Here is a 24,537-nt window from a genome sequence, read left to right as displayed (position 1 = left end):
AGTGCCCTTCTCTCAATATTCAGGACCATCCCATTGCCCCTCCCTTCGAAGACAAACTTAGGCACCTAACAAAAAGGTCGCGGGTCATGGCCAGAAGCCCCTCGGTCGCGAGTAAAATTGCGGAAACAATTGTTAGCGGAACAGCGATGATGACATGAAACATTGGAATTGCAGTTATTACCCGCAAATGGACCCAACCAGCGGTCATGGCGATCCAACCCCGCCTTCACGAACAAACTGTACAGAATTGGTTTCAGCCATCGGGATCACTGGAACAACCCCACTGCGTATTCGTCGCACGCGGGCATTCATCCAGTGACGGATCAGATATCGATAAAGCAGCCCACGAAGACCTCCAAAGGATTGTTGATGCTGCGCATAAAAGTCGTCTGGCGTGTCGAACAGACCAAGATCGGCGTTAATGCCGGTTTTTTGGATGAAGGTATCTGTTCCGCTCCATTCGATGGATGGTGAAGAAAGGCGGTCTGTTCCGACCCCATAGGCACACAGACTGTCGTTATCGCGAACAAATCTGTCCTGAAGAGCAGACAAAACCGCGTCGTCCAAAATAAAGCCTTCCAGATTGATCCAACGCCCTCGATGCAAGATTTCCACCCAGCTATGAAGGATGCTCTCAGGCGCAATCGGATAGATGAGTTCTGGTACGATCCCACGCTGCAAGGATTTATGGATTGTGAAGCCGTGCAATCGACAAGGGATGTCGACCGCACGCAACAAAGCCATCAATAGCGTGGCCTTGGTGTTGCATTGACCATATCCGTCACGCAGTACTGCTGAGGCTGGCATGTCGTCTGCAGCATTGTAGCCAAAAACGATTTCGTTGCGCACGTAGTCGTAGGCAGCACCAATCCGGTGGAATTCGTCCAAAGACAACCAGCTGCGCTCGCGGATCAGATTTGCGATGGCGTCCCCATCGAAATCGAGTAATGGCGAAACGCCCAGATGGGTCTTGTTGTCTTCATTCTTCATAGCTCTATCCGACGCATTGTTTGCGATATTCGAAAGATAGGAGCTACAGTTCCTAGAGGTTCAAGAACTTTCTTCCATTGTTATCACGCTCCGATTTCATCATGATTTGTTAGACATTCAGAGTGATCTCGCAGCACTTCAAGAACCTTGCATTCGGCAACGCTTTCGCCATCACACTCGGCAACCATCCGTTTCAACTCCTTCTTGAGGGCCTGAAGGCGTTTGATCCGCTGCTCAACCTGGCGAAGTTGTCGCCGCGCGATAGAATCCGCCTCTGCACAGGATTGAGACGGGTTGTCCGACAGGTCCAGAAGTTCGCGGATTGAGTCGAGCGAAAAACCAAGTTGACGCGAGTGTCGAATAAAGGCGAGGCGATCGAGATCTTTTTCATAATATCGCCGTTGCCCACCTGACGTCCGTCCGGCCTCGTTCATCAATCCAATCTGTTCGTAGTAGCGGATTGTTTGAACCTTGGTCCCAGTCTTCCGCGAGAGCGTACCAATTGCCAGCATGTGCATTCCTTTATCTAAAGTCACTGCAGCTTATCAAAGTGCTAACTCCCTTGAAAAGCCAAAGGCTTCACAAAGTCGTGACATAATATCCTACCAAGCATCTTTTTGCTTGAACCTCTATCAGCTGTAGCTTGTATCCCACCCGAGAGGTGACTTGTTTTAAGGGCGAAGCTGGCAATGACAAAAGTGCGGATAATTCTCTGGTCCATAGTTGCGGTGGCGATCGCCATCGTTGGTGGTTTTTGGATATCAGAGCGTGGCCAGCTACCGGTTGCAGCCACTCGCCTGCCTGCAGCGGAGACTGTTTTAGCTGATTTTGAATTGACCGATCACAATGGCATGATGCGGACCGACGAAGAATTCCGTGGGCGATGGATGCTCGTCTTTTTTGGGTTCACTAACTGTCCGGACGTCTGCCCCATGGGCCTGGCAACAATCGCACAGGCAATGGATGATCTGGGCGCAGAAGGTGAAGCGGTACAGCCCCTTTTCATCACAGTTGACCCGGAACGGGACACGCCCAGTGTTCTGGCCAACTATATCCCACAATTTGGCCCCAGCATCCTCGGGCTAAGCGGCCCGCAGGAACAGACCCAACAAACTGCCAAAGCTTTCAAAGTCTATTATCAGCGCGATGAGGATGAATCTGCACCCGATGGATACACCATGGGCCATACTTCATCTTTTCTTTTGTTCGATCCGCAAGGCGAATTTGTTCGAATATACGAGTACGATTTGGATCCTTCTCAGATCGCCTCTGACCTTCAACAAAGGATTGGATCGTGACAGCGGCTTCCGATCCATCAACGCCAGACAGTCGGTCAGTAACGTTCCTGTTCGCGGCTTGGTTTCTCGCCTTGGCCGCTTCACTTTCCGTTCTGTTCATCGGTGAGGTATTGGGCCAGACCCCGTGTCATCTTTGTTGGTTGCAGCGCGCCTTCATGTTCCCACTCGCCGTCATCCTTGGTATTGCGGCATGGCGTTCCGATCTGTCCATCTGGCGATATACGGTGCCGCTCGCCGTTATAGGCGGTGCTATCGCGCTCTATCATTGGCTGCTATATGCTGGGGTCTTGCCCGAGCCGATTACGCCCTGCACCGCCTCCGGACCATCTTGCACGGATGACGCAATGCTGATCCTTGGCCTGCCAATTCCCGCTCTCTCCTTTTTGACCTTCGGGGTAATATCTGCCCTGCTCCTCCAACTTCGACGGATTGCCTCATGACACGCAAAACCCTTGTTCTCGTAACCCTGACCGCTGTACTGGCGCTTTTCGCCATCGGTGCCTGGTTTGTCTCTCGTCCTAACGTGACCCCGACTGCGACAGCCGCTCCTGTTGAGCAGCAAGACCAACTCGTTCGCGCCTACTCGCCTGTTTTGGGCCGCAAAGACGCTCCAGTGACGATTGTGGAATTTTTTGACCCAGCCTGCGAGGCGTGCCGCGCGTTTCACCCGATTGTGAAACAGATACTGGCGGATAATCCCGATGATGTTCGTGTGGTCATGCGCTACACGCCATTCCACGGGGAAGGGTCTGAGCTGGCAATCAAGATCTTGGAAACAGCAAGATTACAGGATGTCTTCATGCCCGTGCTTGAAGCGCTGCTGGAAAATCAACCGGCTTGGGCATCTCATGGTGCGCCAGCCGCAGAACAGATTATCCAGATCGCGGCGACAGCAGGTTTGGACGTAAATGCCGCCGCGACCCAGATCAAATCCCCAAGTATCGTCGGTATCCTCAATCAGGATCGGGCCGATGTTAAGGCCGTCGGGATCGAGGGCACCCCGACCTTTTTCGTCAACGGAAAGCGATTGACCGACTTCGGTCCAGATCAACTGATCGCGCTTGTACAGGCAGAAGTCCAAGCTACTGCAAACAACTAACATCAGATTGGATAACCCTGACAGTGAGACATATTACAAATACCTTGCGCTGCCTGTCCTTCGGTCTACTGATGGGACTTTCCACAGTTTCTGCAGCGCAAGAAAACGCAGGCGATATCAAGATCGTTGTTGAACAGCCATGGGCGCGTGCCAGCATTGGAACTTCACGCCCCGGTGGCGCGTATCTGGCGCTTCGGAACGAAGGAGATGTACCAGTTTACTTGGTAGGATTGCGGGCCGATATCTCGGCGATGGCTTCCATCCATGAAACCCAGACGAACGACGATGGGATCAGCCGCATGTTGCCTGCAGGTGACATCGAAATCCCAGCTGGAGGAACGCTGGCACTCGAACCGGGTAGCTATCATATCATGTTGATGAAATTGCAGTCGCCACTCGTGGAAGGCGAGACTTTCCCGATGACCCTACTCTTTTCGGATGGGTTGGAGATGGAAGTTGTAGTGCCTGTCCTGCGTATCGGCGCACGCGGCCCCGAAGGCTGACGCCAACATGAAACAGATTGGTAAAATCTTGATTGCCTGCGGCTTGGCGATATTAGCCGTTCTTTTCATCGGATGGTGGCAGGTTGATGGGCCGGGTGCGGCGTCGGTGCCGGGAAAACGTTCCCTACCGCTGACAGAAATGGACTTTGAATTGACCAATCAGACCGGTGAAGCTGTCGGCCCGAAAACGCTCATTGGCCAGCCAAGTCTTGTCTTCTTTGGCTTCACCTATTGTCCGGACGTCTGTCCAACGACGCTTTCGGACATTTCCGCGTGGCTCGACGAGATTGGTCCGGACGCAGAGGCCCTTAACACCATCCTCATTTCCGTGGATCCAGACCGAGATACCGTCGAAGTGATGGCCGAATATGTCTCCTACTTTCATCCACAGATTCAAGGTTGGACCGGTTCAGATGTCCAAGTCGCCTCTGCTGCGGCAGGATTTCGCGCAGTCTATGAAAAGGTGATGCGTGAAGACGGCGACTATACGATGAACCACACAGCAGGGGTTTTCCTGTTCGACGCGACAGGTCGCTTCGTTACAACGATCGATTATCACGAACCGCGCGAATTCGCCGTGCCTAAGATCAGGCGGGCAATGCAAAGCCAAGACGAGAGGGCAGAAACTTGAGATTGAAATATTTCGTGCTGGGAACAGCTGTCAGCGCAGCTGCTATGGCGTCGCTGACCGCCAGAACCATGATGACACCGAACGCGCCAGCTCCGGAAGTGATGGTTCGGGCTGCAGAGCTTTCGCAACCACCAGCAGAACCCTTTTCTTTGGATTTTTCCAATACCTTCGCAACAGAGGTGGTTAACAGTAATGTTACTCTGGCCCCATTGCTTCATTCGTCCGATTTCACTCGGCCTGATGAGCTGATGGCAGTTACACAAGCTCTTGCTATCCCTGTTTGGGAAGCGACGGTAACTGATGGAGATACGCTTGATTCAATCCTAACCCGTGCAGACATGGACGCACCGCTGCGGGCCGAAGTAGCTCTTGCCATTGCCGCAGAATACGACTTGCGCAGATTAAGACCCGGCCATGAGCTGCGCGTCAATTTTCAGCCCAACGGGTCCCCCTCATTCGTCGCTTTAACAGTCGATGAAGGTGTCCAAATCGAAGTCACACTCGATGGTAAGGTCTTTGGTCGCACTAGACCCCCCGTCCTTACGTCTGTCGAGCAAGCAGGTCAGCTTGTCGTCAGCGGGTCCATTTATACTTCCTTGGATACAGCCGGCATTCCTGCTCGTTTTGCGGTCGATCTGGCCGAAACTTTAAGTGATACAATCGATTTTAGGCGAGATCTTAAAGGCGGCGAGAAACTCAACATCCAATGGGCACAATCGGTCCTTGCTGACGGGTCGAAAGTTGGGCAACCGAAGCTAACCTACGCAGCCCTTGATTTAGCGAAGGATATGTTTGAAATCGTTTGGTCTGACGAGGATAGCGGCAAGGCTACTATTTACTTGAATGGAGAGGTCCTGCGAAGAATAGCACCACCTGTAGAGGGCGCGCGGCTATCTTCGGTTTTTGGCCGACGCAAACATCCAATTTACGGCAACGTTCGAATGCACACAGGTGTCGATTACGCAGCCGCCAAAGGGACGCCAATTAGCGCGACCGCACCGGGCCGGGTTTCCTTTATTGGGTGGCAGAACGGCTATGGCCAAGTGGTAGAAATATCTCACGGCTCCAACACGATGACCCGGTATGCCCATTTGAGCGCCGTACCCAATGGACTGAAAACCGGAAACCGCGTTCTTGCCGGAGAAGTGATTGGTCAGGTCGGCAAGACAGGTACGGCGACAGCTCCTAACTTGCACTACGAAGTGCATGTAGACGGGCGTCCGATCGACCCGCTTGGAAAGGAACTGATAGCCTCGGTCGAAAATTCTGATACCGCGGGTGCGTCAGCGCTCCTTGTGAAAACACGCGCGCTATTTACAGCGACGCTCAGCGACAAAATATGAACAATCGAGTAGGATAACGCATGTTCCCCAAAATTGAACTGATCTTTGGCGCTGTGCTGCTGGCGACCGTGTCAACGGCCGCCGCTGCCCAGACGGCCATTCAAGTCGCCAAGACGCGCGGCTGCGGCTGCTGCGTGGCATGGATGGACAGACTTTCAGACGCTGGTTTCTTACCGGAGGGCGAAAATATTGGGGGAGCACTGATCCGTTTAAAAATGGATCGGGGTATCCCTGTTGCAATGTTTTCATGCCACACCGCAACAGTCGAGGGCTACACGATAGAAGGGCATGTGCCACCTGCCGACATCACGCGTCTTCTTGAGGAACGCCCGGATGCGATCGGTCTTGCGGTGCCCGGTATGCCAATCGGCTCACCCGGCATGGATTTTGGGGAAACTTCCGACGCCTACGATGTCTTTTTGGTGAAAAAGGACGGTAGCACCGAGATATTCTCTTCCTATCTGGCAAGTTGAACATGGAGGCGCTCACGACCCTATCTCCCATCGCCTTGGGCTTTTATGGAAGCCTTGCAGCTGGTCTTATGACGTCCGTCGGTGCCGTTCCGGTTCTCTTTGGCAGCACGCCCTCGCGAAAATGGCGCGACATCTCTCTTGGCTTTGCCGCAGGGGTGATGCTGGCGGCTTCGTTCTTCTCGTTGATCATTCCAGCGCTCGATGCAGCCGAACTACGATATGGGGATGGGGCGATCCCGGCACTTATCGTCTGTATAGCGATCTTGCTTGGGATGGGGGCAGTTGCCATTATGAATGAAGTGATCCCGCATGAGCATTTCAGTTCAGGGCGCGAAGGTCCTGAGGCCGCATCTCTGCGTCGAGTTTGGTTATTTATCATAGCAATCACCATTCACAACGCCCCAGAGGGTCTGGCCGTTGGGGTCGCGTTCGGCGCGGACGGGTTTGCGGGGGGATTTCCAGTTGCATTGGGTATCGGATTGCAGAACGCGCCAGAAGGACTGGCGGTCGCGGTTGCATTGCTTGGTGAGCGATACTCTGCAAAACGGGCCTTTAGCATCGCAGCTCTCACTGGCTTGGTTGAGCCTGTCACCGGCTTTCTTGGTGCTGCAGTTATCGTGGTTGCTCAACCCCTTTTGCCTTGGGGTCTCGCCTTCGCGGCGGGCGCTATGCTCTACGTCATCAGTCACGAGATCATCCCCGAAACCCACCGCAGTGGACATCAGAAACAAGCAACGACCGGGTTAGCAATCGGTCTGGTTGTCATGCTGTTCCTCGACGTTTGGTTAGGCTGAAACATGGCAATCCGTTCTCTGGGAATTTGTGCAGCCGTCATTGCATTTGCTGCCGACCAAGCGTCGAAAGCATTCGTGCTTGTAAATGCAGAAACGTTAGCCGCTGGCGTTAATGTCGCGCCCAGTTTCAACTTGGTTTTTCACCGTAACACCGGCGTTACCTTTGGTCTTCTACAGGGCACGCCATGGTGGGCGTTAGCTATCGTTGCGACCGCTGTTGTCCTGTTTCTGGCCATTTCGCTGGTACGGGCGACTGCAATAAGTGAAGCCGTTGCCTATGGTGTGGTTATTGGTGGCGCTCTTGGAAATATTCTGGATCGCATCCGCTTCGGCGGCGTAACTGATTTTCTGGATTTCTATATTGGAACGACACACTGGCCTGCATTCAATTTGGCAGACGTGTTTGTGGTTTGTGGCGTTGGTCTTCTGCTGATCACTGCTGGTCGGGAACATGCCGCCATAAAAAAAGCGCCTGAATAGAGAGTGAGACCCTCAATTAGCATTTCCAGTCTTGGTCCAAGGTTTAGGACGAACATAGTCCCGCTTATCGTTGCTGTCGTTCTCGGAGTCAGTGTTGTTTTTGCACTACCGCCGTTCTCAACTCCGTTTGTATTGCCCATCGGTTTTGGTGGGCTGTTTTACCTCACCGCCAACAAGGGTCGAACAAGAGCGTTTCTTACCGGATGGGCTTTCGGCTTCGGCTTTTTCCTGTTCGGACTGTCATGGATTGCGGAAAGCTTTTTTGTTGATGCTGAACGTTTCGGTTGGATGGCCGCCCCTGCCGTGATCGGGCTGGCAGGGGCGCTTGCGCTCTTTCCAGCGGCGGCGATGGCGGTTTTCGCCGCAACCAAGACGACAGGGGTGTCAGGCACCCTTGTCTTTGCTGCGTGCTGGTCTGGATCCGAATGGCTGCGCGGCACCGTTCTTACTGGGTTTCCCTGGAACCTGATTGCTTACGCATGGGTCGATTACGATGTCCCGCGCCAGATGGCAGCGCTTTTCGGCAGTTATGGCCTAGGTTTGCTCACTGTGCTGCTCTCTACCTTGCCCACGGTGATTTTCAGGCGAGATCGTTGGCAGAGCGGGCTTGCAACCACGATGTTTGTCATATTGGTCGCGGGTATATGGATTAATGGCGAAGCGCATCTGACCGGTGAAGATCAGCAAACCGCGGTCAATGTTAGAATTGTTCAGGGTAACATCCCACAGCGGCAAAAGTGGGATCCAGCGTTTCGAGAGCGCAACATCGCCCGTTATCTGGATTTGTCTGCACGGCCGGGCCAGTTTGACATCCTGCTTTGGCCTGAGAGTGCATTTCCTGGATACCTCGATGAAGATCAGTGGATGCTGGGAGAGATCGCGAAGCTTTTGACTGATAATGCCGTCCTGCTAACGGGGGCGCAAACGCGCGAAAACGTTGACGGCGAACAGCAATACAAAAATGCGGTTCTCGCAATCGACTCAACAGCTCAAATCATAAACCGCTACGCAAAGCATCACCTCGTCCCGTTCGGCGAATACGTGCCCCTTCGAGACCTCCTGCCGCTTAGGCGGTTAACTGCTGGATTGGGTGACTTCGCACCAGGGTCCGGGCCGGAGACGTTTCGCATGCCGCAACTGCCCGGCGTCGGTCTATCAATCTGTTATGAAGCAATCTTCCCCGGAAAAATCATAAATTCGAAAGATCGGCCTGAATGGATTTTTAACGCTACAAACGACGCTTGGTTCGGCGCATCAATTGGCCCAAGCCAGCATCTGGCATCTTCAAGAATGCGCGCCGTCGAAGAGGGGCTTCCCTTTGTCCGCGCAGCCAATACCGGCATATCAGCCATCATAGATGGTAATGGTCGCCTGATCTCACATCTCGATTTGGGCGAGACCAATATACTGGACGGCGCTCTGCCTGCGGCGCTCTCACCAACACCATTCTCGAGTTATGGACAGGTGATGTTCTGGTTGGTCTTTGCAGTGAACCTGACGATGGCGGCAATACTAAATTTTAGAAAGGACAGCGTATCATGATGACGATCTTAGCAGCTTTGGCAGGAGCCATATGGGGTGCGTATCTTGCGAAGAAGCGCGGTGGTAACAAGAAAGACATTGCTCAATACGCAGTGAGTTCCGCACTCGTATTTGGCCTTTTCGCAATGGTTGTCTCAATCATTCTCTTAAGGTTCATTTGAACAAAATTGGCGATCTCTACGAAAACCTAGGCGAAGATGTCAATTGGCGTCCCGTCACGAACCATTGCGTAGATGTCTTCTATCTCGCGATCTGACACTGCAATGCACCCTGCTGTCCAGTCGGGTTTGATCGGGTCAATACCCGCTCGCGGCCCGCCATGTATAAAGATATCTCCACCAGGACTGCGGCCCTGTGCGGCTGCATAAGCAATATCCGCTTCATTCGGATAGGATATCCCGACAGACAGATGGAACATGCTGTTTGGATTGCGCTTGTCGACAGTATAAGAGCCTTCCGGTGTTTTTCCGTCACCTTCAAACTGCTTGGGACCCGCGGGTGCAAAGCCGAGGTCAAATTTATACGTCTTCAGGACCTTTGAACTGTTGTAAAGGAAGAGGGTTCGATCGCCCTTGAACATCTGCAAGCGCGTGACCTCTGGACCGTTATAAGTACGAAACTTGTTCGCGCAGCCAGCCAAAGTAAGAGCCAACCCACCCAGAACGGCGAAACGGCGTGTTGTACGTATCATTTTTTGCTCGACCTCTTTTTCTTATTGGCTCAGTTAATATTTGCACAAAGGGGTTTTTGAAATCAATGCCCATGCACCAAGGCACCCTGTGCCATCGTTTCTCCAATTTTCTCGCCCCCTGATGGGTCGGACCGATCCTTCTTGGCCCGAAGCAGCCTCAGCGCGTTGGCTACGACCAGCAGGGAAACGCCGACATCCGCAGCGATAGCACCCCACATCGTTGCCATCCCGAAAGCTGTTAAGCCGACGAACAGCGCCTTGGTCGTCAGTGCGATGCCAATATTCTGATGAATGATATTCATTGTTCGACGTGAATGACCGACGAGCCACGGTACCTTGCCAATATCGTCCGTCATCAGCGCGATATCGGCTGTCTCAATCGCTGCGTCAGACCCGACTGCACCCATTGCAATTGCGAAGTGTGCCCGCGCCATGGCCGGTGCATCGTTCACACCGTCGCCGATCATCGCCACGACATCGTAGTTGGCAACCAACTCCTCAATCGCCGTCACTTTGTCCTCGGGCAGCAGCTCTGCGCGAACTTCGTCAATGCCGACCTCTGCCGCGACGGCGCGCGCTGTGCGCTCGTTGTCACCCGTTAACATGATGATCTTTTTCACCCCTTGGGCATGGAGGCGTGCCACCACTCCCTTTGCATCCGGTCGGATGCGGTCGCGCAATTCGATTAGACCCAGCAAACGATCCCCGGACCCGACGGCAACAAGCGTACTTCCAGCTCCCTCAATCCGTTCCAATAGGTCACGGGGAATGGTATCACCCAGTCCTTTTTCGGTGGCAAAGCGGTCGGAACCAAGCCACACAGATTGCCCTTCCCATGATCCCTCTACGCCGCGACCCGGCACAGTTTTCGTGTCCGTAGCCACCGATTGCTTCAATCCGTCGCGTTCACCGCGCGCAAGGATAGCGCGTGCCAGCGGGTGGGATGAGCGGGCTTCCAGCGCAACAGCGGCACTCAAGAGGTCACGCTCGGCAGTGCCACCCAAGGGATGCAGACCCGCGACTTCCGGTTCACCCATGGTGATCGTTCCGGTCTTGTCCATCGCCAGTGCGGTCAGGCGTGAGGGGGCTTCGACATAGGCGCCGCCCTTGATCAGCACGCCGTTGCGTGCCGACGCCGCGAGAGATGCAACGATGGAAACAGGCGTGGAGATCACAAGCGCACAAGGGCAAGCGATCACAAGCAGCACAAGCGCGTTATAGAACCAATAGTTCCACGCCCCTGCAAAGAGAAGCGGCGGGACAACGGCGATTAGAACCGCCAGCACCATGACGATAGGCGTGTAGATGCGCGCAAACTTCGTGACCCATTGTTCGACCTCGGCTCGGCGCGAATGCGCATCTCCTACCATGCGGATAATCTTCGACAGAACGGTATCGCCTGCGGCTTTCGTCGCCCTAACCATCATTGTTCCGTCACCGTTGATCGTACCGGCATAAACCTCATCGCCGGTTTCTTTGGCGACCAGCGCGCTTTCACCAGTGATCGGGGCCTGATCGACATCACCGCGACCCTCGGTCACTTCGCCATCAAGCGGAATTCGATCCCCGCCCCGCACAACAAAGCGATCTCCAATGGCAACCTCTGCTGCAAGAACATCGGCCTCAGACCCATCTGCACGAATGACCCGCGCCGTCGGTGGTGCCAGATCAAGCAAGGCCGAAACCGCATTGCGGGCCCGCCCGACACTCCAAGACTCTAGCGTGAGAGATAGCGCAAAGAAGAAGGCGACCGTCGCAGCTTCAAAGAATTCACCCAGTCCGATCGCACCGGCCACAGCGACGATCATCAATAGGTTCATGTCCGGCGACAACCGGCGCGCAGCCGACCAGGCTTTGGGCGCGACCAGCCAGGCACCGAACACGACTGCCAGCAAAAACAGACCCATCTCGATCAGAGGCATTGAGGTTTCGCCATGACCAGAAAACAGCCGTAACGCACCCCCTGCCCCGGTCTCGACGATATGGTAGAGGAATCCCGCCGCCCACAAACCGCCGCTCAGACCTGTGAACAGACGCTGGCGGGCGAAATGCTCCGCCTGATCCGCTTCGGCGCTTTCGGCGTTCCACATTTTCGCGCTCATTCCGGTCGAGCCAACGATCTTGATAATTTTGTCATCGCTAAGCGGCTTGGCGCCTTCGAGGATGGTCATACGCCCATTGATCACGTCGAAAGCCAGATGCTCACTCCCTCCAACCTCCGGCCCGACAACCTTGCTCAGGATCGCAACTTCGTCCGCGCAGTCGAGCCCATTTACGCGAAAACTGCGGCCTGAATTTGGCGGCGGCGCTGGCTGCGCCAATGTATCCGCGGATGCGCCGCAGCAAGTATCTTCTTCGTGATCGTGAGCGGCATCATGTGGCATCTTGGCGTCCTTTAACACTTTTCCTTTCCGGTGTAGGAGCTTCAGTAACTAGAGGTGCAAGTCAAAAGTTTGTATATCTTGAAAGGTGAACGCGACCGCGCCTGATCTTCGAAAAGACCCCTGTTGCAAGAATTTTGGCGCAAGTTCCATGGGTGAACGCGCTTCCCAGCAGATAATCCCTAAAAACTCAGGATCGGCACCGCTCACTCAGATCTATCCGATCGTCGAAAGAATGGGAAAGGTGCCAAGCAGCCAATACGCAAACCGTGAAAGCTGCCCAGTGATGACCGCAACTCCCATAACGACCATGGCAATCCCCGCTCCCATGTAAAGCCAGCGTCCGGCCTTGCTGATCCCCCGGATGCGCGCTGCAATAGCATCGGTAAAAAGCGCGGCAAGCAAAAACGGGATGCCAAGCCCTGCCGAGTAAATTGCGAGCAACGAGATACCGTCAGACATCCCGCCTGAGGTCGAACTCAGCGTCAGGATCGCTCCGAGTATGGGACCAATGCAGGGTGTCCAACCAAAGGCGAATGCAAGACCCAGCACGTAAGCCCCGAATGGACGTCCCCCCGGAATGTTGAGGTTCAACCTGGTATCACGCGACAATGCCGGAATGCGGAACACGCCCAGCATAACCAAACCAAACAGTATGATGATCCCACCACCAAGATAATTGAGTTCAGCCCGCCATGTCAGCAAAAGCGATCCGAGCGCGCTGGCACCGGCCCCAAGGGCGATAAAGACCGTCGAGAACCCCAGAACGAAACAGGCGCTTAACCCCAAAGCTCCGGCCCGTGCCCGCATCCCAACCTGACGGGTCGTGCGCAGACCGGGCTGACCGGCGATGAAAGAGACATAGCCAGGCACCAAGGGAAGAACGCAGGGTGACAGAAACGATATGGCCCCCGCCAAAAAGGCCGCAAGGATACCAATACCAGAAATATCCATCGCTATAACTCATCTGCATTGAAAGGACGCGAAGCCCACCAAAAGGTGGCTATCGGGATAAAGATCCATTGCAAGACAGGCGACAGTCCCGCATCGAGAATAGGAATAATTGGCATGAGATCCGAATAGGCCCAAGCCGCCCGGATCACAATATTCAGCCATTCACTGAACAGCGTGTAAGCTAGGCCGAATGCAACAGTGAGAACAGTCACCTGCTGGCGTGTCTGTCGGGCGAAGGGCCAGCCTTGACCGGCCAGCATCAACGCCAGCATGAGCGCACTCATCGCGATTAGAATGTCTCCCCCTGTACAATGAAGCGCCGCGAAAACAATCTCGCCCCAGCTGCCCTCATTCCAGATCGTATAGAGCGGCATGTGCGCGAATTCCCAGATCAGGTTTGCGGGGATGATCACTGAAAAATAGCGGCGCAGGGCACGCAGTGAAATCTGTGCCCCGTGCCTGCCAATTGACCGGGTGGACGCAAGGCTCATCGAAAAATACCACTCAGCCGGCTCGACCAACTTGTGCCAGTCCCGCCCTTCATACAAAGCCCCAGTCCGCACATCACGCCACAGGGTGCAAGCGATACAAGGATCGGCGCAAGCCCTGTTGCGGTCAGCCATCCCCAATTCAGGGCCAATCCGCTCCCGATCATAATGATTACACTAACAAGCAGTAAGCGCCTGCGCGTCATCCATTGCGGCCGACGGCCAATGACTGACGCATCCTCGCTGCCAGTGTCATGCTGTGAAATTTGAACCATCTGGTTGCTGCCTTTTGATGTTGGGCGTTCGATCATTCCAGTTGCTGTAGGGTCAAGGTGCCGTGATGAAATTCCCATAGTACTCATTCGATAAACCCCCTCAGGAACGCTATCATCTCAGGATCATCCCATTCTGCCGGTCCGACAAGCCGCCCTAGTTCCTGACCTTGTCTATTGATCAGAATTGTCGTTGGTAAACCGACCGTGCGTAAGGCAGTGGCTGACAACATGGTCTTATCGACATACGTTTTCAGATGTTTCACACCGATTTCATCATAGAACTTCCGCACAACCGGCGGACCGGCGCGGTCGATAGAGAGGGCAACAACCTCAAAATTGTCGCCGCCGAGCGTCGCCTGCAATGCGTCTAACGTCGGCATTTCTTCGCGACACGGAATGCACCAGGTGGCCCAGACGTTTACCAAAAGCACCTTGCCTTGCAGCGATTCCATATCTTTGCGTGTGCCGTCCTCAAGCAAGAAGCGCACGTTGATTACGGGTTGCGGTTCATCATGAAGCGCAAAGCCTTGTGGCGCTGCAATTGCCCCGCCGACCCAAACGAGGAAAAGAACGACTGTCAGTTTCAGCAAAGTCATTGTGCTACCTTCTCAGGGGCTGAAGATTTCAGTTCGCGAACGATCGGCATGATTGTTTCTTTCAAAACTTTGCGTGTGATAGGCCCGACATGGCGATAGGCGATGGTTCCATCAGCGGCGATGACGTATGTTTCCGGGACACCGTAGACACCCCATTCGATGCCGACGCGGCCATCTCTGTCCGCGCCGATGCGGGTATAGGGGTCACCCAGTTCATCCAACCATGCCCGTGCCTGTTCGGGCGGGTCCTTATAGTTAATACCATAAAGCGGTACCTCGCCAATTTCGGCAAGCTCGATGAACAGCGGATGTTCCGCGCGACATGGAACACACCAGGATGCAAACACGTTCACCATTGAAACATGCCCGGCCAGGTCTTGTGTCGATAATCCGTCGTCCCTGCCAAGGACGGGGGGGAGCGAGAATTCTGGCACAGACTTATCAAGCATCGCCGAGGGCAGCGCCTCGTCGCGGTTGAACAGCCCCCAGGCGAAAAACGCCATCAGTACAAAAGCAACAGCAGGCGCCACCACAAGGCCTGAGACGCGATACCATGGCCGTGTTTGCTGCATTGATTTGTCCGCCCCCCTCATTGCTGCGCCTCGATGTCGGCACGCGTTATATCTTCTTGCGCCGCCCTTTCACGATCGGGCCATGTGCTCTTGATGTAATCGAGGATCGCTTCGATATCTTCGCTCGAAAGTGTGTCTGCAAATCCTGGCATGTCGCTTTCGTACCCGTTCCCTACAATCGCCGCCGTTCCCCGTGTGATGATGTCTGTCAACACGCGGTCGGCATGATGCCAGGTATGTCCCGAAGCATCGTGGGGTGGAGCTGGCAGCCTTCCGTTTGGCAACCGCAAGCGCCAGTCGGGCTGGCCCTCCAGATTTGCGCCATGACAACTTGCGCAGTTTTCCTGATAGAGTGTCTCACCCTCTAAAAGTTCACTATCTTGCGCTTCCGCCGTGCCAGCCGCCGCCAATGTGAGAACCCATAAACCAAGCCACTTTATCATTTTTTCACCCACCTTTTTCGGAGCCAGATGCAGAATAGCGCAATCGCGGCGAGCCCGATCAGTATCAGCAAGATACAAAATGCCCAGATCAACCCCATCGACAGCAAGCTGTCGCCACTGGCAGCGCCGCTACTACGCATCGTGCAGCATTTTATTTACTGTCATCAGAGCGGATATATTTTACCAATGCGATTGCCGCGAGCACGAGCACCACTATGAATAGCAACCACACGAGACCCATACCGATCATCATGCCGCCGCCCATCGTTCCACCATCCATCATCATACTCTTCATCCTTCGCGTTTCTAAAAATTGTATCCGGCACGGTTTCGCGCCGGACAATTGGTTTGCCTATTCGACCGCATAAACCGTCGGGACCACGCCTTCTTCAATGGCGTAAACTTTGAATGGCTCTTGCTTTGCGCCGCCCATACCGGGTGATCCCATCGGCATCCCGGGAAGCGTGACGCCGACGATGTCGGGTTTTTCAGACATGACCTTGTTGACCACATCAATGGGCACATGACCACTGATCACATAATCCCCGATAAAGGACGTATGGCATCCCTGAAAGTCTTCCGGAATACCGGCATCACTGCTGATCTGCACAAGATCATGGGTTGGTTTGACGTCTACCTCAAAGCCATTTTCACGCAGGTAATCAGCATAGCTTTCGCAACAACCGCACTGTGGGTTTTTGTAGAGCGTGACCGTTTCAGCAGCCAAGGGTGCCGCATTCAGGCTCATTGCCAATAGGGCAACACTTCCTGCAGCAGCCAGACTGGTAGATCCGAACAGTTTTTTCATAATCTTCTTCCTTTTCTTCCGTTAATTCTGCGTATTTTTAAGATTTTGTCGCATCCAATTCGACGCGGATAACCCCCATCATACCTGCGGCCTGATGCTCCATGATGTGGCAGTGAAACATCCAGTCTCCGGGGTTGTCGGCCACAAAGGCGATGTCGACCTTTTCGCGTGGTGCCATCATAACGGTATCCTGCCACTCAAGGTGCCGTGTTGGCTGCCCGTTTCGAGCAATCACGCGGAAAGTATGGCCGTGAAGATGGATCGGGTGCGGCCAAGCGGTCCGGTTTTCCATCTCGAAGATGTGCGACGTCCCCAGCGGCAGCGTCAGCAGCGGGTCCATAATGGGTCCATTCGCGGCCTTGCCATTGATGAACCAGATATTGCCTTGGCGCATTTGAACCATCATCGACCCCATGCCGCCACCCATCATCATCTGCCCCATCATTCCGCCATTGAAGACAATCTGATGTCGGGTCGCGTTTTTGATGTCGGGATCAGCCAACGGGTTAGGCGCAAGGACCATTGACCAGTCCGGCACCGTTTGCCGCAAAGCATCAGAGCCATAGGCAAAATCAACCAGCCGGAATTCGAGGTCTTTGTAATAGACGTCATTCACGCTCAGAAGATCGCCGGGCTTTCCAGTAAAATCGATCACAACATCAACGCGCATAGCGGGTCCAATGACGATAATCCCGTCATCTGGTGCGTGCGGCACAACGGGCTGGCCGTCCATCGCGATTACCACAGGATCAAGATCGCCAAAATCCAACCCGAATATCCGGGCATTTGCCGCATTGATCAGGCGCAGGCGAATACGTTCACCAGCCTGAACCGCCATGCGATCAGGTATTTGGCCATTTATCGTGACAGTGTTTCCGATCCGACCGCCATGCATAGCATCGCCTTGATTGCCGAAATCATTCGAGAGCTGACCGTCGTTTGTCATCCGCCAGTCATCCAGCATCCAGGTCACATCACGGTCCACGCGGATCGGTTCAGCCTCTTCGACAATCAGCGGACCATAAAGGCCGCGACCCAACTGTTCGAAACTGCGTTGATGCGGGTGGTACCAGAATGTTCCCGCATCCAGAGCGTCGAACTCATATTGGAAATCACCATTAACCGGGATCGGGTCTTGTGTAAGAAACGCCACCCCATCCATCGCATTTGGCGTACGAATGCCATGCCAATGAATGGTCGTCCCCTCCTGCAGACGGTTTTCAGCCAGAACGCGTATCCGGTCGCCTTGACGGACCCTGATTTCCGAGCCGGGAACGGCACCGTTATAACTCCAGACGTCAGTCAAGCCGTATGGTGCAGGGCGGAGTCCGGCCTTCGAGGGTGCGGCGCGCAAACGAAGCGGCTCGTCGGATTGCTGCGCCACCGCTGCCCGCATCGGCAACATAAGCGATATTGAAGCGAACGCCGCACCGGTGCAAAGCACGCCTCTTCGTGTCATTGGAACTTGTTTGCTCATCGAGACTTTCCTGATCTAAATTGGGCTGCGCTCAGCCACACAGGGGCGATGCACCGCTCAGTCTCCCTGCAGATTGCAAGGCCGAGAATGTATTAGATAGGAAGTTTCGGGGGGAAAGGATCGAGTGCCGGTGCTGTCCCTATTGGGAGCAACAGATCAATGCTCGACCGCATGAGACCGAATGGCTTAGGAAATTGTGTTGAAGATTTCTGCGGCGCAATCATTGCAGATGAACCGCCCAGGCCGCAGGGCACAGTACATCCACTGTCACAGATAATGCCCGCACCATCAGTTGACGGGCATCCCGCACAAGTCTGATCCTGACCGTCCATCTGCATTGCCATGCTGGGTTCTTTCGCCGAACCATATTCAGGCGCAAATACGACGCCAATAGTCAGGACAAGAATCAGGAAAAGGTGCAGTATTGATCTCATGAAAGCACTTATGCAGCCTTCCAGTTGGTGGAGGTCAAGTGCATTTTGGTAACTTGAGCGTGACTATGTGAAATGAACGTCGAAAGATCAAAGGCATCAAGACTCAAATTGACCTCGCTTCATCCATTCCACTGTTTTGTTACGTTTGACGCTGAACCAGCAGCCCTCTTGCTATGTAGTGCGGGCGCGACTACCAGAAAGTTGCATTTTTAAAAGGTTATCCGTAAACGACATGCTTGTCGTGAGATTGCGGCACCAGAAAAGCAGTGTTTGCGTTTCAGTTTCGGTGGGCGTTTTCACCACGCACCATCATCATATGATGTTCTTTGTGGTGATCCTGACTTGCCATCAGCCCAAAGAACCCAAGACCTCTGATCCGCGCAATGACCGCACTATCAGCACTGGTTACTGTCAGCTCCAGACCTTCAGGACTTTCGTTGACTTCGACATTCCAGCGACCATCCTTAGCAAGTTCGGCGGCGTGGGCTGGCACCATGCGGCGAAGAGTTGCGATCGTATCAGCATCACCGCTTGCTAATACACGAACGCCGTTGGTCAACTCCAGCTCTTTGACTGTTGTATGGGTCACAAGGCGATCCATATCCACAAGGTGGTCGCGCAAGGCACCCAGATTGACTTGCGACTAATCCGTTTCCGGATCAGCTTCAAGCACCATGATGATCTCCGACAAGGCCGCAAACGCGCCTTGACCCGGTTCTGTAAGAAGGGAAATAGCAGAGCTGTCATCGTTCATATGTGTGCCATGATCCATCGTTTGCGAATGATCATTTTTTGCTGTCTGAGCAGAGATGTAAGTTGCGCCTCCCAACAGGATTGCAAGAGCTATGGTAAGTGCAGGTTTCATGGCCGTCTCCATCAATAATTTTCGTTTGGGGCTACGCCTTTTCACCTGAACCCTGTATGATATCTATCATGTTAGGATGGCAAAAAATCTTTGATGGGGGATTGGGGCGCAGTCTCAAAGCGGGTGCAACTTTGTTCCGTCGCGAGGATCCTGTGGAATTTATGTATCTTGTGCGGTCCGGCCAAATTGCGTTGGAACGCCCCATGACAGATGGGTCGGCATTAACATTACATATCGCTTCGGAAGGCATGGCGCTTGCGGAAGCTTCGCTATTTGCGGACGCTTACCATTGCGATGCAATCGTCCGCCAACCCGCAATTGTTGCCTACCTGCCCAAGGCTGCCTTTCTGGCGGAACTCCAAAAATCACCCAAAGCGGCTCTCGGTCTGATCGAAACCAGCGCCCGTGAGGTTCAGGCCCAACGCGCCCGCATTGAAATACTCAGACTCCGGCGCGTCTCAGACCGATTGGACGCCTGGTTGGACCTATTCGGTAAACCAGCGAAAGGGGGATGGGTGCGTGTTGCTGATGGCATAGGGGTGTCCCAGCCCGCCCTTTATAGAGAGCTTGCCCGGAGGCGTCAGTAAGGTCGGAGATCGCTCATCCAATGGAAATCATCTAAATAGTTCTTGTAGTTAGGATTTGTTTTCTCATTTGGTTCTTTGATCATCGTTCCTAACCTTTAGCTTTCCGCTCTTTTGTTGACACAGATCACACCCAGTTTCCCGCTGGCCAATTTGCGCGCCTCGCCACAGAGCAGCGGTTGGAATGCTCCTTCTCGAAGACCTCCTGCACTATCGCAATCGGCTTGATACGGCATTGGCGAACAGGTCCATAGTTACGTCACAACATTTTTTCCACCTATATTTGCAAGCATAGCTAGAGTTTCAAAATTGACGCTCCTGGTTTCGAATGTGATATATATCGCGTGGTGAAATACGTGGCCCTATGGCGCATTGCGTCATATGAAATCACGCGACCGCCTTGCTCATAATATTCTAGACCGGCGGCGTGCGTTAGGCATCAGTCAGGAAGAATTGGCGCTGCGTGCAGGGATAAGTCGGGGGTATATGGGCCGCGTCGAGAATTCCAAGTTTTCCGCAACGCTGGATTTAGTTGATAAAATTGCAGGTGCCCTGGAAGTCGATCCTGCGCAATTGTTAGAAAAGCGCTGACTCTGGTGTTTATTGCGCCCCGAACCAGGGCTATCGGTCACCAAGGATCAACAGATCAGCCGAAGGCATTTAACTTTCCAAAAACGCGTCTTTCCGCCATCTCATCTGGTCACCTTCTCCGGTCCACCAAGATGTCGGTGAAAGAACAAGCAACACCGGAATGACCACGCTCTTTCAATACCAGAGATCAAGATAGGGAAACCATGCAAACGAAACCTCTCAAGCTGTCCGCAGTGCCAACCTACCTTCTATCTGACGAATCCAAACTGTTACCCCGTGTGGTTGGATGGCGTTATTCCTGGAACGATGGAGAAACAACCGATGTGTTTTTTGATGCTGATATTAGTCATACCAGCATCATAGCCAAGGAAACCTAGCGCTTTGATATAATGAGAGCTCGCCAGCTAATGTGTTTGAGTGAACGCATATCCTGGCGGTTAAAATCTATAGGTTGCCGGCACTTTTAGCAGCCGTCGGCGGCTTTCTAGGGCCACTGGCTCTTGTGGCGCGTGCGGACATCTTGGCGAAATTAACCTGAACCTCTTCGATGAATTCACCTTTCTCGGTGTCACCGGTATTCTCGGGTGTTGTCCCAGTATTTGTCGCAACTGTGCTCAACTTCGGCACCACCTTCTTGCGTTCGTGGTCAAGTTTCGGAAACGGCAATGGATGAGCTTGGCGTGCCTTATCAATCGGACCAAAATGGCGATCCTCATAGTACCGAATGTGTTTGGCTTTAATTGGATACTGGCCTTCGGGCAGGATCAACACATCATCCAACGGAAACCGCAGAATTTCACTCGATGAGATCAACGGTCGTTCTTCCGATTTCCGGCTGACATTCGCACTGTCGTCCAGATCTTTGATCCGCCGCTGGCTTTCGCTCTTAGATACGATGGTATGTTTCCCCAAAGAGGTAGATATGACCTCCGCGGTTCTGTCATCCTGCGGCGTCATGAATATCTGTATCCCGGCACCGCCGAGCAAAGAGCGCCGACCTGCCTCTCCATAGATCAGGTCCAGCCCAGGCACTGTTTGCGATACAATAAAGTAGCGCCCGCCATAGGAACGGATTGTTTTAATACTGTTCAGAACCAATGGCTGTTTTCCAAGCTGATCAAACTCATCCATCAAGAACATAACCGTATGGGGCTCGTCTTTATCTGGTTCCCGGCGTTGCAGAGATGCGATCGCATCAGCAAAAAGCAACCGGATCAAGGGTGCAAGTGTGGTCAAGTGCTCCGGCTGCACCACAACATATAACGTCTGCTGGTCAGACCTGAATGTTGCAAAATCAAAGTCACTTTCCGACGTGGCCCTCACCACAGATGGATCGTTCCACAACTCGAAGCCCGCGCCATTGATCACCGAGATATAGCTGTCGAGGATCTTTTGGGTCTCGTCCGCCATCTCAATCAGGGTCCGTGCTACGATGGGAATGTTGGTAAGCTCTGCATGCTGGCGGTAGTTATCCGCCCGCGACCCCCCTCCCCCCATTACTTCCGAAGCGTATCCAAGTGCCGGCTTGTCCTGTTCGATTGCAAAGAGGCAGCATGCCACAAACAATCGTTTGCCTGCCTGATAGAAGCTCTTGGCGGAATCGCCTTCGACGACGAGGAACAAATCCGCAAGTGTATTAAGTGCCGTGTATTGCTCGTCGGTGGACGTCATCTGAGCAATTCGGGCCAATGGATTGAATCGATGGGTCCGCGTCACACGGCCCGTTGATCGCTTCCCATCAGGTGAAGGTTGGTCAACATAGTCAAACGGCGAGAAATACCAAACCTTGTTGCCTAGACCCTTTGAGCGATGCACGGAGGTATCCTTGAAGATGTCGCCTTTGACATCAAGCACCACCGCCGAGCCACCGTGGTGCAGCATGTTCGGCTTCACAAACCCCACGCCCTTGCCCCGCCCGGTCGGCGCAATCATGATCGCATGGGGGAACCGGTCCGGATCGGCAGAGACATACGGTTTGTCTGAATTTGGGCTCCCGAGCTTGCCGTAAATGAAACCGTTGCCTGTAATGTCAGCGATCATCTTGTTTTTACGCATCTCGCTCTTGCTTTGGAAATGGGCGTCATCATATTTCGTAAGGCTGCCCCGATAGACCCCCGCAACACCAACAATCGTGAGCGCCGCTGTGATTGCAGCGGTGATAATCAATGCTCCATTGAGCAGATCTGGCGTCGTTTGCAGCAATGACAATGGATACCGAAGGAACCACGGCTCCATGGGATCTATCGAGTTAAGATCCCCGCGTTTGGCCAACACTATATATATAGTCGCGACCATCGACCCGATGTACCCACCCGCCACAACCCCGCCAAGGGTGGCGAAGACGTAGCGCCACCTCGTCTCCATGCCCTGTATCATTGCGCTACCTCAAAGCCCGTAATCGTCTGCAAGATCTGGCCTCGCATCACGCGATGTGGCCCGCTCCTTTGCATGCGCAGGCGTGGTTCGCGCCAACATCTGGAACTGATCAACCGGTTCGCTGTAACGGGACGCAGGATCCACAGCAAGATCAGCTTCATTCTTCAACTCTGATGCAACTGCGGCCCGCACAGCTGGGTCTTTGATTTGATCTTTGAGCGACATTGCATCCCCTGCCCTGACATTACGCAGATCGTCTTCCGACATTTCGCTGCAGAGCCGATCAACGATGGCTTCGATTGCCGGAAGATCCGAAAGTCGCTTGTCTTGCTCTGCCTGTGTCAGCTGATCGCGGGCGATAATCTCCTGCAGGTCGCGCGGCACTTCATAATCTTCAACAATCCGCGCACCATCCTTTGCGAGATCACGTTCTGCCTCCAGATAGAGTGCCCCGACGGCACCATTCTCTTGATCACGCCATGCTGCAACCTGAGCCTCCGTCCTGTCGGAAAGCAAAAAACGCTCAACCATTTCGGCACTGGACGTACCAACACGCTGCAATCTTTCCTCGTCTTGTGCAAAGGTCTGATGCAGCTTTTCGCGTATGCCGTCGAACAACGCATCGACCCCGGAGCCATCGCGGCCCTCTTCCAGCAGCGTATCTCTTGCTGCATGCAGCCCGCGCACAACAAGATTGGCAAATGGATCGTCAGCACCCTCCAAAGTCCGGGTATGACGATCAAAGAACGGCTCAAGAATTGCCGCCTCTTGCAATGATCGCGCCTGTTCGGCAAACTCGGCCTCAAGCTGGATCTTCTCGGATCCAGGCTTCATGTTCTGAATGTCGGACCACGCCTGCTGAGCAGTTTCAACCAATCGCCCTTGAGCTTCGGCCAAACGGGTACCGGGATCGACAGGCGGCACGTCCACGTCTGTTGAGGTCATCAAAGTCATTCCTTCATCCAAATTTTGCGACGCCGTATCAAACAGCGATTTCAAACGGCCCATAAAGCCAGCACCCTGCTCCTGATCACCCGAGAGACCGGCAAGACCACTCAAGCCTTTATACTGTCGGGCGAACCCACGGATCATCGCCTCTCGTTTCATACGCGAGACCGTCGAAAGCGGCTCAACTTCAACTGTGGTCCTCTGCGCGTGCGCAGCCCTGTAGTCAGTCTCTCGCGGAGCATTCTCAATGATACCGCGGGACAACCGCGACGACGCATTCATCGCAACACCATGTTCTGTTGAGATTTTTGCATGTAACTCTCGCATGATGTCGTAGTTCAACTCCGATTTCATACTGATAGAAAGAAACTGGCCCCACTCAACTCCACGTTTATTGACGACAAAATGCGCATGCACATGGTCGGTATCCTGATGCAGCCCTGCAATATACTGCCAGCGGTCCCCAAACTCACCATTGGCAAAGACCGCCTGCCCCCATTCTCGTGCGATGCTTTCAGCAACTTCCACATCTGTGCCATGTGGAAAGCTCAAAATAATGTGGTCGGTATGCCCGCGCTTGGGAGCCCCTGACCATGTACTCGCCCACAAGGGGATGGTGGTTGCTACCGTATTCTTGAACAGGTCCCGCTCGGTTCCGTTCATATTCATCCAGGTTGCTTTCACACCGTCATCGCGTGTGACGTATTCCAACTGCCGCTTTAGCTCCTTGGTGCTGCGTGCACCCCCTGCTGGAACGCGTTTTACCACCGATTGAGGAATGCGCAGAACATTACCGCTTAACGCCCGCGCCGAGCGCGCCGCAGGGCCGCCCAACCGCTGGCGCGCCGGATGATCGCCAAATGTACCTCGGTGCCGTTTACCAATGTCAGGCAGGACATGA

At 53.9% G+C, this 24,537-nt stretch carries 29 protein-coding genes; 13 read left to right on the top strand and 16 right to left on the bottom strand.

The window, feature by feature from the left end; genetic code table 11:
• Window positions 1-204: 204 nt before the first annotated feature.
• Together AADJ11_RS18550 and AADJ11_RS18545 are read right to left on the bottom strand one after the other, a co-directional pair.
• The gene (locus AADJ11_RS18550) at window positions 205-990 is read right to left on the bottom strand and encodes a transglutaminase family protein (protein ID WP_341235906.1); all 786 of its coding nucleotides are present in this window, start codon (window positions 988-990) and stop codon (window positions 205-207) included.
• A gap of 83 nt (window positions 991-1,073) precedes the next feature.
• The gene (locus AADJ11_RS18545; RefSeq protein ID WP_188678717.1) at window positions 1,074-1,502 is read right to left on the bottom strand and encodes a helix-turn-helix domain-containing protein; all 429 of its coding nucleotides are present in this window, start codon (window positions 1,500-1,502) and stop codon (window positions 1,074-1,076) included.
• Between the two features lie 177 nt (window positions 1,503-1,679).
• On the opposite strand from AADJ11_RS18545, the gene AADJ11_RS18540 reads away from it, so the two are divergent.
• The 11 genes from AADJ11_RS18540 to AADJ11_RS18490 all read left to right on the top strand — a co-directional run bounded on the left by AADJ11_RS18540 (window position 1,680) and on the right by AADJ11_RS18490 (window position 9,314).
• Window positions 1,680-2,288 carry an SCO family protein gene (locus AADJ11_RS18540; protein ID WP_341235905.1) on the top strand — a complete coding sequence of 203 codons (609 nt, stop codon included), beginning with the start codon at window positions 1,680-1,682 and terminating at the stop codon, window positions 2,286-2,288.
• On the top strand, window positions 2,285-2,728 hold the full coding sequence (locus AADJ11_RS18535) for a disulfide bond formation protein B (protein ID WP_341235904.1): 444 nt from the start codon (window positions 2,285-2,287) through the stop codon (window positions 2,726-2,728). Before AADJ11_RS18540 ends, AADJ11_RS18535 begins: the two co-directional genes overlap by 4 nt.
• A complete protein-coding gene (locus tag AADJ11_RS18530; RefSeq protein WP_341235903.1) occupies window positions 2,725-3,387 on the top strand; it encodes a thioredoxin domain-containing protein in 663 nt (220 codons plus the stop codon). The genes AADJ11_RS18535 and AADJ11_RS18530 overlap by 4 nt, the downstream gene beginning before the upstream one ends.
• A gap of 71 nt (window positions 3,388-3,458) precedes the next feature.
• Window positions 3,459-3,890, top strand: coding sequence for a copper chaperone PCu(A)C (locus tag AADJ11_RS18525; protein ID WP_276152849.1), 432 nt, complete (start codon window positions 3,459-3,461; stop codon window positions 3,888-3,890).
• Window positions 3,891-3,897: 7 nt separating this feature from the next.
• Window positions 3,898-4,521, top strand: a complete 624-nt coding sequence (locus AADJ11_RS18520; RefSeq protein WP_341235902.1) for an SCO family protein — start codon at window positions 3,898-3,900, stop codon at window positions 4,519-4,521.
• Window positions 4,522-4,523: 2 nt separating this feature from the next.
• Window positions 4,524-5,864, top strand: coding sequence for a M23 family metallopeptidase (locus AADJ11_RS18515; RefSeq protein WP_276152847.1), 1,341 nt, complete (start codon window positions 4,524-4,526; stop codon window positions 5,862-5,864).
• Between the two features lie 20 nt (window positions 5,865-5,884).
• The gene (locus AADJ11_RS18510) at window positions 5,885-6,337 is read left to right on the top strand and encodes a DUF411 domain-containing protein (protein WP_341235901.1); all 453 of its coding nucleotides are present in this window, start codon (window positions 5,885-5,887) and stop codon (window positions 6,335-6,337) included.
• A 2-nt stretch (window positions 6,338-6,339) separates the two neighbouring features.
• Window positions 6,340-7,131 (top strand): ZIP family metal transporter, encoded by a 792-nt coding sequence (locus tag AADJ11_RS18505; protein WP_203243507.1) that lies wholly within the window; start codon window positions 6,340-6,342, stop codon window positions 7,129-7,131.
• A gap of 3 nt (window positions 7,132-7,134) precedes the next feature.
• Window positions 7,135-7,611: a signal peptidase II gene (lspA, locus tag AADJ11_RS18500; RefSeq protein WP_203243508.1), complete on the top strand. Its 477-nt coding sequence runs from the start codon at window positions 7,135-7,137 to the stop codon at window positions 7,609-7,611.
• A 3-nt stretch (window positions 7,612-7,614) separates the two neighbouring features.
• Entirely contained in the window at window positions 7,615-9,153 is a 1,539-nt protein-coding gene (lnt, locus tag AADJ11_RS18495) for an apolipoprotein N-acyltransferase (RefSeq protein ID WP_341235900.1), read from the top strand.
• On the top strand, window positions 9,150-9,314 hold the full coding sequence (locus AADJ11_RS18490) for a hypothetical protein (protein ID WP_276153247.1): 165 nt from the start codon (window positions 9,150-9,152) through the stop codon (window positions 9,312-9,314). Before lnt ends, AADJ11_RS18490 begins: the two co-directional genes overlap by 4 nt.
• A gap of 26 nt (window positions 9,315-9,340) precedes the next feature.
• Here AADJ11_RS18490 and AADJ11_RS18485 read toward each other — a convergent pair whose 3' ends face one another.
• From AADJ11_RS18485 to AADJ11_RS18430, 12 genes are all read right to left on the bottom strand, one after another.
• Complete coding sequence (locus AADJ11_RS18485) at window positions 9,341-9,844, bottom strand: L,D-transpeptidase family protein (RefSeq protein WP_276152845.1); 504 nt, start codon at window positions 9,842-9,844, stop codon at window positions 9,341-9,343.
• Window positions 9,845-9,906: 62 nt separating this feature from the next.
• A complete protein-coding gene (locus AADJ11_RS18480; protein WP_341235899.1) occupies window positions 9,907-12,228 on the bottom strand; it encodes a cation-translocating P-type ATPase in 2,322 nt (773 codons plus the stop codon).
• Between the two features lie 213 nt (window positions 12,229-12,441).
• The gene (locus AADJ11_RS18475) at window positions 12,442-13,179 is read right to left on the bottom strand and encodes a cytochrome c biogenesis protein CcdA (protein WP_267160160.1); all 738 of its coding nucleotides are present in this window, start codon (window positions 13,177-13,179) and stop codon (window positions 12,442-12,444) included.
• Between the two features lie 2 nt (window positions 13,180-13,181).
• Entirely contained in the window at window positions 13,182-13,670 is a 489-nt protein-coding gene (locus AADJ11_RS18470; RefSeq protein WP_341235912.1) for a hypothetical protein, read from the bottom strand.
• Window positions 13,671-14,025: 355 nt separating this feature from the next.
• A complete protein-coding gene (locus AADJ11_RS18465) occupies window positions 14,026-14,538 on the bottom strand; it encodes a TlpA disulfide reductase family protein (RefSeq protein ID WP_341235898.1) in 513 nt (170 codons plus the stop codon).
• Window positions 14,535-15,110 carry a DsbE family thiol:disulfide interchange protein gene (locus tag AADJ11_RS18460; RefSeq protein WP_341235897.1) on the bottom strand — a complete coding sequence of 192 codons (576 nt, stop codon included), beginning with the start codon at window positions 15,108-15,110 and terminating at the stop codon, window positions 14,535-14,537. Before AADJ11_RS18460 ends, AADJ11_RS18465 begins: the two co-directional genes overlap by 4 nt.
• A 17-nt stretch (window positions 15,111-15,127) precedes the next feature.
• Window positions 15,128-15,553: a cytochrome c gene (locus AADJ11_RS18455; RefSeq protein ID WP_341235896.1), complete on the bottom strand. Its 426-nt coding sequence runs from the start codon at window positions 15,551-15,553 to the stop codon at window positions 15,128-15,130.
• Window positions 15,554-15,704: 151 nt separating this feature from the next.
• Entirely contained in the window at window positions 15,705-15,839 is a 135-nt protein-coding gene (locus tag AADJ11_RS18450; protein ID WP_257884454.1) for a hypothetical protein, read from the bottom strand.
• Window positions 15,840-15,905: 66 nt separating this feature from the next.
• Complete coding sequence (locus AADJ11_RS18445) at window positions 15,906-16,361, bottom strand: DUF411 domain-containing protein (RefSeq protein ID WP_203243514.1); 456 nt, start codon at window positions 16,359-16,361, stop codon at window positions 15,906-15,908.
• A 37-nt stretch (window positions 16,362-16,398) separates the two neighbouring features.
• Window positions 16,399-17,838, bottom strand: a complete 1,440-nt coding sequence (locus AADJ11_RS18440) for a multicopper oxidase family protein (RefSeq protein WP_238937153.1) — start codon at window positions 17,836-17,838, stop codon at window positions 16,399-16,401.
• Window positions 17,839-18,549: 711 nt separating this feature from the next.
• On the bottom strand, window positions 18,550-18,861 hold the full coding sequence (locus AADJ11_RS18435) for a hypothetical protein (RefSeq protein ID WP_341235895.1): 312 nt from the start codon (window positions 18,859-18,861) through the stop codon (window positions 18,550-18,552).
• 54 nt (window positions 18,862-18,915) lie between these two features.
• Complete coding sequence (locus tag AADJ11_RS18430; RefSeq protein ID WP_341235894.1) at window positions 18,916-19,137, bottom strand: hypothetical protein; 222 nt, start codon at window positions 19,135-19,137, stop codon at window positions 18,916-18,918.
• A gap of 68 nt (window positions 19,138-19,205) precedes the next feature.
• On the opposite strand from AADJ11_RS18430, the gene AADJ11_RS18425 reads away from it, so the two are divergent.
• Both AADJ11_RS18425 and AADJ11_RS18420 read left to right on the top strand, forming a co-directional pair.
• Window positions 19,206-19,724, top strand: a complete 519-nt coding sequence (locus AADJ11_RS18425) for a Crp/Fnr family transcriptional regulator (protein WP_341235893.1) — start codon at window positions 19,206-19,208, stop codon at window positions 19,722-19,724.
• Between the two features lie 378 nt (window positions 19,725-20,102).
• The gene (locus tag AADJ11_RS18420) at window positions 20,103-20,312 is read left to right on the top strand and encodes a helix-turn-helix transcriptional regulator (protein ID WP_203243517.1); all 210 of its coding nucleotides are present in this window, start codon (window positions 20,103-20,105) and stop codon (window positions 20,310-20,312) included.
• 444 nt (window positions 20,313-20,756) lie between these two features.
• On the opposite strand, the gene AADJ11_RS18415 is transcribed toward AADJ11_RS18420, so the two are convergent.
• Window positions 20,757-22,688: a type IV secretory system conjugative DNA transfer family protein gene (locus tag AADJ11_RS18415; RefSeq protein WP_341235892.1), complete on the bottom strand. Its 1,932-nt coding sequence runs from the start codon at window positions 22,686-22,688 to the stop codon at window positions 20,757-20,759.
• Between the two features lie 9 nt (window positions 22,689-22,697).
• Window positions 22,698-24,347, bottom strand: a complete 1,650-nt coding sequence (locus tag AADJ11_RS18410; RefSeq protein ID WP_341235891.1) for a relaxase/mobilization nuclease domain-containing protein — start codon at window positions 24,345-24,347, stop codon at window positions 22,698-22,700.
• Between the last annotated feature and the right edge of the window lie 190 nt (window positions 24,348-24,537).

It is taken from the genome of uncultured Sulfitobacter sp. (assembly GCF_964021855.1).
Classification (GTDB): domain Bacteria; phylum Pseudomonadota; class Alphaproteobacteria; order Rhodobacterales; family Rhodobacteraceae; genus Sulfitobacter.
This window is presented reverse-complemented; position numbering and strand designations above follow the sequence as displayed.